This is a genomic window from Streptomyces sp. NPDC107522 (genome assembly GCF_055657525.1).
Window position 1 is genome coordinate 316,534 of record NZ_JBVKAU010000002.1, and the last position, 12,079, is coordinate 328,612.

Genomic DNA, 12,079 nt, shown 5'->3' on the forward strand with positions numbered 1-12,079 from the left:
GGCTTCTACGCGCGGGAGTTCACGGCCTGATTCAGCATGAAGCGCCAGGGAGCGTCCAGGGGTGAGCACTCGGTGATCTCCTCTCCGTCGACTACGACGCGGCTGATACCGGCCGCCTCGATCAGGGTTGTGCAGGCCGGGCACGGCTTGCGGGTCACGTACAACGTGGCGCCGGGCAGCTCGTACGGGTCTGCGTGGTAGATGGCGTTCGCCTCGGCGTGCACCGCCGGGCAGTTGGCGTAGTCGCTGTCGTGTGCGCACTCCTCGGTCGACAGCTTTCCGCGCGGGCAGTTGCCCGCAGTTGCACAGCCGGGGATGCCGGCCGGCAGGCCGTTGTAGCCAACGGCGAGGACGCGATGCGTCCGGCTGAGCAGTACGGCCCCCACCTGGGATCTCGTACAGTCGGCCCGCGTGGACACCGTGTGGGCAAGCTCAGCAGCCCAGGCGTCCCAGCTCGGTCTCGTCACCAAGACCTCCTCTCTCGGGGCATCCGCCCCGCCATGCACCTCCCTCCCGCTCGCCGCGAAACTTACACACTCAGGTCAGTCGAAGTCGGGGGCGTCCGCCAGGGCCGCCTCCGCCTGCTTCTCGCGCTTCTCCGCGTAGGCGATGACGGCGTCACGCACGCCCGCGTCGGTCACCGGACGCCAGACCCACGCCGGGTGCGCGCCCGGCTTCTTCGGGGGAACCTGCTCCAGGCGCACGATGGTGGCGCCGCCGACGATGCTCTCCAGGTCGCGGGCGAGGATCGTCTGCTCGATCCGCTGGCCCTTGGTCACCTGCGGGGTGCCGGCCTGGAGCGAGGCGGCGTCCTGGAAGACCGTCACGTCCGCGAGGACGGAGTCCTTCGGGCCGTTGCTGGTCGGACGCTGACGCTCGAACGAGTGGACCTCCACGAGGATGGCCGGCGCGTTGACGTTGTCCTTCGGCTTGAACCAGCCGCCACCCTGGACCGGGATTTCCTTGAGGTTGAGAGCGAAGGTCACTGTGTGGGTTCTCCTTTGTTCGGGTTACTTGGTGTCGAGGCAGCGGGACGGCATGTCGCCGGCCTTTGCCAGGGACCACAGACCGCACGGGGCGGACGTCCAGGTCCAGAAGCTCGCGATCAGCGCGACCACGAGCAAGATGATGGTGGCGATGTCCTCGCCCTTGCTGGGCTTGCGGTGCATCACCAGCGGGGGCCGGCCACGACAACGTGGCTCGCCTGTACGTCCACGAGCTTCATGCCCGCAGTCGCGCTGGCCCGAAGGCTGGCCTTCAGCTCCCTCGTCTGCTGGCGGGCCAGCTCGCGTTCGTCCACCAGGAAGCCGAGGGGGACGTCGACCTCGACCGCGTACGTCACGGAGCCGACGATGGTCACCTTGCTCACGCGGCCACCCCCTGTAGGGACTTGCCCTTGGCCTTCCATGCGGCCATGACCGTGACGTCACTGAAGAACGACTGGTTGTCGGCCCACAGCTTCTTCAGCCCCGGAACGGTGGTCTGCTTCTCGATCTCCCCGAGAATCCACGCGTTCGGGTCGGCCGGCGCCTGGTCGGCGACGGTGTGGACCGGGGTCGAGCTGGCCGCAGCCGCCCACGGGTCACCCGCGGGAGCGGCCGGCGCCGCGGTGGTCTCCTCAACGACCGTCGCCCCAAGGGATGTTGCGATGAGGGCCTTGCCGTGCGCAACCTGCGTCGCGTTCGTCACGATGCTGCTCAGGCTGAGCCCGGCCTGCGTCGTGGGGTCCATCCCGAAGTAGTCCATGATGTCGGCCCGAAGCTGGGTCGGCATTCCTCGGAAGACGACCCAGGTCGCATCCTTGTCGCCCGAGTACTTGATCGTGACCGTCGTTTCGCTCACTCTGTGCGGTGCTCCTCTCTCGCCGTCACCGTCCAACTTACACACCTGGTGTAAAGTGAACGGCAGTCGCCTGCCGTGTCTTCGGGGCGTTCCCCGTTGACTCTGTCCAACTTACACACCCGCGGCGTCGAAAGCAACCTCGGCTTGTGTGGCCTGGCTCACGAACGGAACGAGCGCGTTCTTCACCGAGCGCTCCTGCCTGATCGTGAGGGCGAGCTGCGCCAGCCGCCATCCGATGTTCAGGTTCGCCCAGTACAGCTCACACGTCCCCGTACCCGCGGGAAGGTGGACGATGATGCCCCAGTCCTGATTGACCGGAGGTAGGTCCGAGTACGCCTGAGCAGCCTGCTCGGCGGAGAACTCGGTCTTCTTCCAGGCGGCGAACGCCTTCTTGTCCGAAGCGTCTACCGGGAACCTGGTGTGGTCATACAGCTTGCCGCGTGAGTACACCGCGAGCTGGCTCGCCATCTTGAGCCGGCCGTACTGCACGTTGCCGGTCTTGGTGTCCGTGATGAAGTTGCCGGCGATCGGCTTGCCGTCAGGGCCGGGGCCCTCGTAGTACGACAGCCGGTCGAACGTGCCGCCGACGCCCAGCTCGGGCACGACGACGAACTGTTCGACGGCGATGACCTTGAGCACGGCGGTGGTGGCCATGTATGCGGCCATGTCGTCGAGGTCGTCACCGGAGATCGTGTTCGGCAGAGGTTCGCCGCGGTCGACGTACTCCGTCAGGTCGTGCAGATACGTGCCGCGCCGGCTCTTGTCATTCGCGCCCGAGGAGTCCGTCAACTGTGTCACCAAGGAGTCCAAGGACGCCTTGTCCTCCCGCGTCTCCGGATTCAGGCGACGGGCTTGCTGCACCAGCTCCGGGCGCCGGGCCGCTCCCACCAGCACCATGCGCATCTTCCAGTCCACGAGACTGGTCTTGTCCTCCACGCAGTCGATGAACGTCGTCGTCCGGGTGTGCCCCTTGGGCCGGCCGCCCTGCGGCGGGACGACCAGGGGTCGGCTCCACCCGTCGCGCGGGACCGAAAGATTCGGGTGTACCGGTCGGGTCTGCGGAAGGTCGATGAGATTCAGCGCCACTCAGTGCTCCTTTGCTCGGGGACGGGGATTCAGGGGTCGAGATGGGGGCAGTCGGGGTATCGGGGTCAGTTGCGCTCTCACCCACGAGCGACGAAGGAATCTCGGAGTAAAGGGGGCTCGGCAGTACGAGCGCGCTCAGGAGGCAGGCCGCCAGGGCGAAACCGATGGAGACGCGGCGCTTGGGCTTGCCGGCCTTGGCCGGCGCCTCTTCGGCCGGCACGATGCCGTACGCCTCGATGGGCGCCAGGTAGATACGGACGGTGCCGTCCTCAAGCAGCTCGGGCTCGCACTCGTCCTCGTCCAGGAGCTCAAGGCCCCGGCTCTTTGCGACGTCCAGCACGGCGGCCATGTCCGCGGCCCTGTATCCGTCCTTGGCGTCGATGTGGAAGTCGTAGTCTTCCTCGTCCACCCAGAGGGTGATCATTCCGTCAGTAGTGGTGTAGCGCCCTTGCCACCCTCCTGGCGCGGCGCCGTTCTTCAGTCCGTACAGGTCCGCGAGCGCACCTTCGTGGGGCACGTCCTCGTCGGCCGGCACAAACGGCCCCTCGCCGTTCCTGCCTTTGCCGGACAGCAGAGTCATCTACAGGCCCCCTCTCATGTGTAAGTTTCACTTACCTCGATCATCCTTGTTGAACACGAGATGAATGTCAACACAGGACCGTCACATCTCAGTAACCGAACACGCGTACGAACGGTTACTCACGGAAACTGTGGAGTGACAGCTTCCGCTTACCTCTACGACTCGCCGAGATGGCCGATGGTTGTACGAGAGATGCGACCAAAAAGAGCGCAATTTGAAGGTGAAGCGCCCGATACGTACCATCGAACAAAGACGGGGACCCCCGTGTTACGAGCGCGGGGGTCCCTGTCTGCCTGCTTTTTCAGTTGTTGAGCTACATGTTCTCCTTGCGCTGCTTTTTCCGCTTGGTCGACTGGGTGGGCTGGTGGATGTACTCATGGTCTCCCTCTTGGCGGCGCACGTAGTGGAACCCGTCCTCTGTATCTGGGTCGTAGTGCACCACCGCGTCCTCTTCCGCCAGCATCTCCTTCCATGAGGCGAGCCTGCTCTGCTCGTCATCCGTGATGCTGTAGCCGGCCTTCTCGCGGGCCACGAGCCTGAGCATCGCCACCGGGTACTTCCAGCGGTGCTCGGGGTTGATGTCCCAGGGCACGAGCTCGGCGTCCCGGATGATCCTCGCGTCGAGCCCTCGGCGTCGCCGGAAGTTGCCCCACATGGAAGGCTTGGTGTCGATGTTGTACTTGCGCTTGTACTCCTCGACCATCCACTGGTAGGTCTTCCCTTCCTCGAACCAGCGGATGACCTCCTGCTCATTTACGATCTTGCTCGCAGGCATGTAACTCCTCTTCGTTGATGATCTTGGTCGACTCGATACACTTCCACACTACGGCAGCAAACGTCAACTTGCACACCCCATTGCGAAAGTCACAGACCAACAAACACACGGATGGCCCATGAAGATCCAGGTCACTGCTTGCGACAAGGACCAAGAGGTACCGGCCCTCACTTACGAGATCAAGGTCAGTGACGGCCGCGAGGTATCCGCGGACCTGTGCGCGAAGCACGGAAGGAAGATCGAGCAACTGATCGAGGAGTTGCTGGAGGGGAACGGGGAGCAGGCAGGGGAGGAGCCTGCCCCCAGCGAACCCGAAGCCGAGCCCGAGCCGGCCACGATTGCGGCTCCCGCCGTGATTCCGGCCGCCGCCCCCGCACGGAAGGCGGCAGCAAGGAAGGCGCCAGCCAAGACGGCGACGGCCAAGAAGACCACGGCCAAGAAGGCCACGGCCAAGAGGACAACGGGTGGTCGGCGTCGCCCGAAGATCACCACCGTCGAGGAGATCGAAGCCGAGAAGCAGCAGGGCTGAGACGCAACAAGCGCCCCCGCCGGCCATCTGGCCAGCGGGGGCGTTGCTGTTACTTGGACTTCTCGACGAAGCCCAGGGCGGTCAGGGCCTGCACGGCGACCGCGACCTCGGGGTGGTCGGTCGCCAGCACGGCGGCCAGCGAAACAATCACACCGAGGGCTGCGGTAACGAGCCCGGTCTTCGAGCGGTAGCGGGTCGGCAGGTGGCTCACGACGAGCGAGACCGCCTTCGCGCTCGGCTTGCTGTGCTTACCGGTCACTTGCGACCAGCCTCCTTCTGGAGCTCCTTGAAGCCGGACGGGCCGATCACCGGGTCGTAGGTCTTGCCGGCCGTCTTCAGCTTGGGGTTCTTGTTGTGGAACCGGGCGACCGCCTTCTGGGTCTCCAGGCCGTAGTAGGTGGTGTACGCCCCCTTGATCGGGCCGTAGCCGGCCTTCACGAGGAGTTGCTGGAGCTCCTTCACCTGGGCGTGCGTGGCGCCCGGCTTCACCGCCTTGTTCAGGGCGACGATCGTCGACTTCGGCGCGGCCGGCTTCGGGGCCGGGGCGGGCTTGACCTCGGCCTTCGGCGCCTCGTCCTTGAACTTCGGGTCGGCGGACCTGATGCCCTCGGCGTACTTCGGGTAGCCGTAGCCGTAGGTGTAGGCGTCCCGGCGGGCCCGCTTCTTGCGGTAGACGCCGTCGCCCTCCGCGCTCCCGTTGTCGTTGGTGTTGCCCTCGATCGTGTAGATGAAGTCGGCGTCGTAGTCGTAGACGATTCCCGTGTGGGTGCCGCCGTTCTTGCCGAAGAACACTTGCGCCCCGATGGCGGGGTACTCGCTGAACCGGCCACGCTGCTTGAACCAGTTCACGCCGGTGAGGCAGGACGCGGTGCGCGGGAACAGCTCCGAGACGCCGGACTTGTAGGCGAGCCAGCTCACGAACGTGGCGCACCACGCCTGGTAGTCGCTCCACTCAAGGCCGGGGACCTCGTCCGAGTACCGCTGGTTGTTGTTCCAGTGGCCGGCGCTGTTCTTGCCCTCGTGCACACCGACCTGCGTCTCGGCGAGCGCGAGGATCTTCTGTACCTGGGTCGTCACTGCTGGGGATCTCCTTTCAGGCCGCGGTCGCGGCCACGTGGTCGTCGAGGCGTTCGGCAACGGCCAGGCGCTCGCGGCGCTCATGGGCGATGTCGGAGCGGAGCGCGGCGATGTCCGCGCTGTGCGCCTCCTGGAGCGCGAGGACGCGGTCGAGGCGGTAGGCCACCGCGTCGAGGTCGTCGCGCAAGTTCGTGCTGTGGGTGTTGGCCACCTGGTCGCGGGCTTCCTGCGCGTGGCCGGCGACCTCGCTGATTGCCTTGGCCTGGCGGCGCATGAACTCTGCGCCGATGCCGAGCAGGGCAACCAGGACGGTGCCGCCGGCCGTAACCAGGGCGACTTGCACGCTCGGTTCGAGGGCGAGAGTCGTCACGACAGGCGTGCCTCCAGCGCCGCGAGCCGGCCTTCGAGGTCCGAGATCTGCGCGGCCTGGCGCTGCACCACGGGGAGCAGGGCGACGCCGAGGAGGTCGTAGCGAAGGGCGTCGACCTCGCCGTCCATGTACTGGACGAGCCACTTCAGGCCGAGCTCGTCGACCTCGTCAGCGATCAGGCCGACCTCGCCCTTGCGGCCCGGCTTCAGCTCGCCGGTCTCCTCGTCGACCTGATCCTTGCGGTCGTAGATGACCGGGCGGATCTTCAGGACGTCGTCCGGGTTGATCTCGAAGTCCTGGATGTTCTGCTTGAACTTCCGCGCCGAGGTGTTGCGGCAGAACGTGCCGGACCCCTCGACCCAGACCGCGTACCAGGTGCCATCGGTTGCCGTGTTCGAGTACGGCTTCTTCGAGCCGTTCGCCCACGAGATGGTGTCGCCGGCCTCCAGGTAGGAGGAGTGGGTGTGCGAGCTGGGCGGGAACGTGGTCGGCTTCGAGGTGATGGAAGTCCACGTGTGCGAGTGAGTCGACGGCGCGAACGTGCTCGGCTTGCCGGTGACCGAGTCCCAGTCGTGCGAGTGGGCGGCCGGTGCGAACGTGCTCGGCTTGTCGGTGATGTCGGCCCACAGGTGCGTGTGCGCGGCCGGCACGAACGACGAGGGCTTGTTGGTGAGCGTGCTCCAGTCGACTGCCTGAGTGAGGTTGGCCCAGGCCGAGCCGTTCCAGAACTCCCAGGTGCTCGTCGACTGGTTGAAGCCCAGTCGTCCGGTCCGGGGCGAGTCGGGCCGGGTGTCCGTGGTCCAGGCGCCGACCGTGTTGCCGAGGAACTTCCGCTCGCCCTGCACCGAGGCCGCGGAGATCGAGGTGACGTTGGCGCCGACAGTGACGCGGGCCAGCGAGATCTCGTACACGCCCGTGTCCGTCTGCGTGAGGGTCGGCGGCGTGGACGATCCCGCGGTGCCCGCCTTTACGGCCAGCGTGATCGAGTTGGCGGCCGGGTCCAGGCGCAGAACGACGCGGTCCACACGGGTGGAGGTGTTGGCCGCGCCGATGGTCAGCACCTCTGTCGCGGTCGAGTAGATGGCGTGACCGCGCACGATCGCGAAGCCGCCGTTGACCTTGACGGTCATGCCGGTGCCGTCCGCGTACGCGTAGAAGGAGTTGCTGCCCAGGCTGTCGGCAATGCCGGTGGACTGGAACTCGCGGAACAGGCGCGAGTAGTCGGTCTCTGTGACCGCCTGGCTGTCGAAGGGGTAGGACGTGATCGCCACTCGGGGGGCCTCCTTGGGGAACGCGAAGACCCCCCGAGCCAGGGAGGCCCGAGGGGTCGGAAGTGGAAGGGGGGTTACAGCACCCAGGAACCGGAGATCCGCACGGTGTGCCCGGCGGTGAGGTCGAACGAGTTCGTACTGCGGAGCGTGATCGTTCCGGCCGACGTGACGTCGGCCTCGCCGTCCGCGTAGCCGGTGCCGTAGATCGCGGTGTACGTCCGCGGCGGAGTGAAGCCGGCGGGCAGGGTGCCGATCACTGTGTCCGGCAGGTTCCAGGGCTGTGAGCCCGCGCTGATGGTGGTAACGACGTTCAGGTCCAGGCCGAACGAGCAGACGCCGTTGATCTTCCTCGCCTCGAAGTTGTTGACGGTGAAGCCGGACGTCGGCGTGAAGCCGGACGTCACCACGGTCGCCGTAGGCGTCGGAGCCTGCGGAGGCGGGTACAGGGAAGCTCCCACTGGCTCACCTCCTTACGCGAGTGCGGCCCAGAAGCGATTGGCTCCGGGCAGGATGTTGGCGACGGTCAAACTGGTGAAAGACGTCGTTTGACTGGTGGCATCGAGCACGCCGAACCGCTTCACGGGGGTCAGGCCGAAGACGTTCGGCGGGGCCCCGGCGCTGTTCTCGTACTGGAGGCACATCGGCCCGTCAGCGGGCGAGGTCGTGTAGTTGAAGCGCCACACGATGTAGTACAGGCCCGCGGGCAGGGTGGTCGTCGTCACCGGGACGTATGACGTGCCGCCACCGAGGCCGTGCTGCTCGGCTGGCTCGTTGGTGCCGGTGTGGATCGCATCGTTGTACGCCACGCGCGTGCCGGCCGCGTTGTAGACCGCGGCCCAGGAACCGGCGAGCAGGCCGCCTGCATACCCCGTGAAGTGCCACACGATCTTCGACACCGACTGCGGCTCGCGCAGCGTCACCGCCGAGACTCGGGCGTTCGTGATGCCGGTGTAGGCACCGGTCGAGATGCAGTCCGAGGGATCGGACGTCCAGGCCACCAGGCCCAGGTCTTCCGGCAGGAACTCGCTGGGGCGGGGCCTGATCTCGAAGGTCGAGGAGGCGGCGCCACCCGTCGCGGCCGAGCTGCGCTTCGCCCACGGCCGGCCAGCCTTGGAGTAGACGTGCGCGCCGAGCGAGGAGGACGTGGGGTCGGCCGCCTGGTCGACGATGCCGATCGCCCCGCCGTCCACCGCGAGGCGGGCGCCGTTCATGACGTTGAACGAACCGATCGTCGTCGACCCGGATGCCCGGTCGGCGAAGAAGTGGTAGGTCTTCTCGGCTTCCGCGTCCGTGTAGGACTGGATGATGAAGTTCGACCCGGTGTCATTCGTGCCTGTCTCGGTCGCGCCAGTCACCGCGAACGACCAACGCTTCTTGTTCAGCTTGCGAAGGGCGACGGTGCCGTAGTTCCCGGCAGCCGTAGCGTTGATGATCATGAAGTCGTTGAACGTCGGCGACGTCGTGAGCTGCGAGCTGGGCAGCTTGCCGTTCGAGTCCAGCGTGGCGACGCCGCTTACCGCGCCCTTCTCTGTCGAGGCGACAGCGCCGACATCGGAGGCGGCCAGCGTGACCGCACCGGTCTTGCCGTTGACCGAGGAGACCGCGCCGCCCGAGCCGCCAGCCCCGACCTGAAAGACCGTGCCGTCCGCCTGCTTGATGTACGGCACCCCGCCCTTGGAGTACAGGAACACGCCACCGCTGAAGGTCGACGGGTCCGCGGTCACGTCCTTCAGGCCGACGGAGCCGTTGACCGTGGCCACGGCCGAGCCATGGGGGGAGGTCGTCAAGAAGGCGATCTGTCCGCTGTCGCGCCGGGCGTAGACGACGGTCTTGTTGAAGGACCCGTCGTCGTTGCGGGCCGACAGGCGGAAGTTCGAGCCCAGGTTGCTGCCCGTCTCGGCGAGGTCGTCGACCTGAAAGAGCCACCGGTCCACGCCGGCCGTCCGGTAGCCGAAGGCCCGGTAGGTGCCGGCCGCCGTGTCCAACCACAAGTACTGACCGTTGAGCGATGCGTTGCCCGTGTTGGGCAGGGCGTTCAAGTCGGTGGCGGACAGCGTCACACTGGCTGCGCTCTTGCCGTTGATCGACTGTATGACGCCGGGATCACCCTTGGCGCCGGCTGCACCAGTCGGGCCGGTGAAGCCCGAGATGGCCGGCTCCGGGATCACTGCGAATCCCATCAGGCGGTCACCTCCACTCCGCTGATGTGCACGCCCACGGTGGTGGAGCTGGCCTGGACGTCGATGGTCGTGCCCGCGTCCAACACCTGTGTGACGTCGAGCGTGAAGATGCCGTTCGCGGGGAGCGGGGTGTTCGGCACGATCGCGATGCCGCCGATGCGGATCAACAGCGTGGCCGAGGAGGCGCCGGAATTGGCTGCGACCAGGTTGGTGACGATCGTGCTCGTGCTCGTCGGCACGGTGTAGACGGTGGTCTGCGAGGTGGAGGTGGCCCCCCGGTACAGCTTCTTCGGCGTGTTCGCCACGGGTTACCACACCCCCATGATTTGAAGGATCTGATCGTCTGCGCTGAGACCTCCGGTGGAGGTGTTCGCTTCGAGCGCGGACAGCCGCGTCTCGGTGTTGGTCACCCGCTTGTTCAGCGCGGCGTTTGCGTCGAAGCCGGTCGCGTCGCCCATCAGGGCGCCGACCTTGAAGCCGTCCGAGTTGGCCTTGATCACGATGCCCGTCACGACGGAGACGAGCTCCTGGTCATCGACGATGACAGTGAGCTGATCGCCCAGGCCCCAGTCAACGCCGAAGCGGACGGGGCTGTCTTCGAGCGGAACGATCTGGACGTTGACGGCGGTGAAGCCCTCGTCGGCCATGACCTCGTCGCCGGCCTGCTGAAGTTCGGTCCAGTCGTCCGTGTTGCGCTGGTCGACGAACCGCTCGATGCGCCGGCCCCACTCGGTTTCGGCAGCAATGGACTCGGCGGTGTCGACCTGGAGGAACTGGCGCTTCTCAAGCTCGCCCTGGCCGGCGACGATCGCTCGCGTCGCGCCGGGCGGAGAGATGGCCACACGCTGACCGGAGAGCGTGCCGTTCCGCACGTCGAGCCGGACCAGCTTGGTGCGGTCGGTGATGACGTACGTCTCGAAGACCAGGCTCGAGCCGCGCTGCACCACGCGGAAGCCGAGGCTGCCCAGCAAGGCGATCTCAGCCAGCAGGTTGCCCAACACAGGGAAGCGGGCCGACTGGTTCACGATCGGGCCACGCGCCCCGTCCGCACCCATGATGAGGCCGGCCCTGCGGCGGGCCGCCGGGGCGGCGGGGCCGATGTTGGCGTTGACGTACGCGTGCATGACGGTCTCGGCGCGGCCTGTTCGCACGTCGTGTGACAGCGTCTGGCTCGCGCCGTTGGGGTTGGACGGCTCGGGGAACGCCAGGGCATCGGCCAGACAAACGGTGTCTGACACGCCCTCGAAGCTGACCGATCCACCCACGTCCGTGGGGGTCGAGGCGAACTCCGACTTCACCATGGGCCCGGACAACAGGACGTCGTCCGGGCCGGTGACGATGATGCCCGCGCCGGGCGTCCGCAGCGTGTCACACAGCGGATGCTCGGCCGCGAGCGTCAGTGCCCAGGAGCCCACGTTGTTGAAGTTGTCGGTCAGTTCCAGGTCCAACTCCTCGGGCCTGATCTGTCCAACGCGCTTCAACGTCTTGTCTCGCACCTCGACGGTGATGTCTTGCAGGCGCACTCACACCACCATCCACTTGCGCGGATACCAGGAGCAGGTGATCCGTGAGGCCGTCGTCGTGTTCAACAGAGAGGCCACCGCGGTGGACGTGCCAGGCTGCACGGTCCAGAACCGCGGGGCGGTATCGAGAAGGTCGTAGCGGTTGGCGCCTGTGCCATCGACGACCGTGCCCTTGCGGGTGTCGACGATGAGCTTCTGGCCGGCGGTCAGGGTGCCGTTCCAGCGCAGCGTCTCGCCCGCGGGGGAGGTCGCCACGAAGGTGTCGCCCGGACCGGTCACTTCCCACACGGGGTACGCCGGGGCGTCCCCGGTGTTGTTCAAGGTGATCTCGCCGATCGCCTGCGAGGGAGCCACGGGCATGGCTGCGAGGGTCGACAGGAACGCTGTCGACGCAGTGTTGCCACCCACGTACCGGATCTGTTGCTCGGACGAGGTGAAGTAGGGGTCGCCGGCCGTGAGGGTGAGGACGGTGGAGAACTCGCGCTCGCCGATGGTGTCGACGCCGTACGTGTACTCGCCGCCCCCGGTCCGGTGGACCTCCGTCGACCAGGTGACCCCAGTTCCCTCGTCGAGAACCAGGGTGCAGCCCCCGGCCAGCATGAGTGCCAGCCGGGAGAGCTGCGCCTGGAGCTCCGCGCGGTCGTTCGCCAGGATCTCGATGGCGAGGTCGATGGTTCTCGACTGGACGCGCGTGGCCCGGTAGGTGGCGCCGTCCCCGGCGCCTTCGAGCCACTGGACGGACACGGGGGGCAGGCCGAAACCGGTCGCGCCGGTCTTGCCCTGGAAGCCCACCCCCTTGTCGTCGATCTCGTTGAGGTCGATCACGTCTGCGCCGCTCACGAGCAG

The 12,079-nt window shown here is 66.7% G+C and carries 17 protein-coding genes; 1 reads left to right on the forward strand and 16 read right to left on the reverse strand.

Annotation, left to right across the window (positions count from 1 at the left end; all coding sequences use genetic code 11):
* Positions 1-5 precede the first annotated feature (5 nt).
* The 7 genes from ACZ7L6_RS06620 to ACZ7L6_RS06650 all read right to left on the reverse strand — a co-directional run bounded on the left by ACZ7L6_RS06620 (position 6) and on the right by ACZ7L6_RS06650 (position 4,283).
* Positions 6-467, reverse strand: coding sequence for a deoxycytidylate deaminase (locus tag ACZ7L6_RS06620; RefSeq protein ID WP_471920875.1), 462 nt, complete (start codon positions 465-467; stop codon positions 6-8).
* Positions 468-542: 75 nt separating this feature from the next.
* Positions 543-986, reverse strand: coding sequence for a hypothetical protein (locus ACZ7L6_RS06625; RefSeq protein WP_471920876.1), 444 nt, complete (start codon positions 984-986; stop codon positions 543-545).
* A gap of 24 nt (positions 987-1,010) precedes the next feature.
* Positions 1,011-1,169, reverse strand: coding sequence for a hypothetical protein (locus ACZ7L6_RS06630; protein WP_471920877.1), 159 nt, complete (start codon positions 1,167-1,169; stop codon positions 1,011-1,013).
* Complete coding sequence (locus tag ACZ7L6_RS06635; protein ID WP_471920878.1) at positions 1,169-1,369, reverse strand: hypothetical protein; 201 nt, start codon at positions 1,367-1,369, stop codon at positions 1,169-1,171. Before ACZ7L6_RS06635 ends, ACZ7L6_RS06630 begins: the two co-directional genes overlap by 1 nt.
* Complete coding sequence (locus ACZ7L6_RS06640) at positions 1,366-1,842, reverse strand: hypothetical protein (protein WP_471920879.1); 477 nt, start codon at positions 1,840-1,842, stop codon at positions 1,366-1,368. Before ACZ7L6_RS06640 ends, ACZ7L6_RS06635 begins: the two co-directional genes overlap by 4 nt.
* 111 nt (positions 1,843-1,953) lie before the next feature.
* Entirely contained in the window at positions 1,954-2,928 is a 975-nt protein-coding gene (locus ACZ7L6_RS06645) for a hypothetical protein (RefSeq protein WP_471920880.1), read from the reverse strand.
* Positions 2,929-3,821: 893 nt separating this feature from the next.
* Entirely contained in the window at positions 3,822-4,283 is a 462-nt protein-coding gene (locus ACZ7L6_RS06650) for a hypothetical protein (RefSeq protein ID WP_471920881.1), read from the reverse strand.
* A gap of 118 nt (positions 4,284-4,401) precedes the next feature.
* Between ACZ7L6_RS06650 and ACZ7L6_RS06655 the strand changes: the two genes are divergently transcribed.
* Positions 4,402-4,812: a hypothetical protein gene (locus ACZ7L6_RS06655; RefSeq protein WP_471920882.1), complete on the forward strand. Its 411-nt coding sequence runs from the start codon at positions 4,402-4,404 to the stop codon at positions 4,810-4,812.
* 49 nt (positions 4,813-4,861) lie between these two features.
* On the opposite strand, the gene ACZ7L6_RS06660 is transcribed toward ACZ7L6_RS06655, so the two are convergent.
* The 9 genes from ACZ7L6_RS06660 to ACZ7L6_RS06700 all read right to left on the reverse strand — a co-directional run bounded on the left by ACZ7L6_RS06660 (position 4,862) and on the right by ACZ7L6_RS06700 (position 12,073).
* Entirely contained in the window at positions 4,862-5,071 is a 210-nt protein-coding gene (locus ACZ7L6_RS06660) for a DUF7439 family protein (RefSeq protein WP_471920883.1), read from the reverse strand.
* The gene (locus ACZ7L6_RS06665) at positions 5,068-5,889 is read right to left on the reverse strand and encodes a C40 family peptidase (protein ID WP_471920884.1); all 822 of its coding nucleotides are present in this window, start codon (positions 5,887-5,889) and stop codon (positions 5,068-5,070) included. Before ACZ7L6_RS06665 ends, ACZ7L6_RS06660 begins: the two co-directional genes overlap by 4 nt.
* 16 nt (positions 5,890-5,905) lie before the next feature.
* Positions 5,906-6,259: a DUF2746 domain-containing protein gene (locus ACZ7L6_RS06670; protein WP_471920885.1), complete on the reverse strand. Its 354-nt coding sequence runs from the start codon at positions 6,257-6,259 to the stop codon at positions 5,906-5,908.
* Complete coding sequence (locus tag ACZ7L6_RS06675; protein WP_471920886.1) at positions 6,256-7,530, reverse strand: tail fiber domain-containing protein; 1,275 nt, start codon at positions 7,528-7,530, stop codon at positions 6,256-6,258. The genes ACZ7L6_RS06670 and ACZ7L6_RS06675 overlap by 4 nt, the downstream gene beginning before the upstream one ends.
* Before the next feature lie 74 nt (positions 7,531-7,604).
* Entirely contained in the window at positions 7,605-7,988 is a 384-nt protein-coding gene (locus ACZ7L6_RS06680; protein ID WP_471920887.1) for a hypothetical protein, read from the reverse strand.
* 12 nt (positions 7,989-8,000) lie between these two features.
* Positions 8,001-9,710, reverse strand: coding sequence for a hypothetical protein (locus ACZ7L6_RS06685; RefSeq protein ID WP_471920888.1), 1,710 nt, complete (start codon positions 9,708-9,710; stop codon positions 8,001-8,003).
* Complete coding sequence (locus ACZ7L6_RS06690) at positions 9,710-10,015, reverse strand: hypothetical protein (protein WP_471920889.1); 306 nt, start codon at positions 10,013-10,015, stop codon at positions 9,710-9,712. Before ACZ7L6_RS06690 ends, ACZ7L6_RS06685 begins: the two co-directional genes overlap by 1 nt.
* A 3-nt stretch (positions 10,016-10,018) precedes the next feature.
* On the reverse strand, positions 10,019-11,233 hold the full coding sequence (locus tag ACZ7L6_RS06695; RefSeq protein WP_471920890.1) for a siphovirus ReqiPepy6 Gp37-like family protein: 1,215 nt from the start codon (positions 11,231-11,233) through the stop codon (positions 10,019-10,021).
* On the reverse strand, positions 11,234-12,073 hold the full coding sequence (locus tag ACZ7L6_RS06700; protein ID WP_471920891.1) for a phage distal tail protein: 840 nt from the start codon (positions 12,071-12,073) through the stop codon (positions 11,234-11,236).
* Positions 12,074-12,079 lie beyond the last annotated feature (6 nt).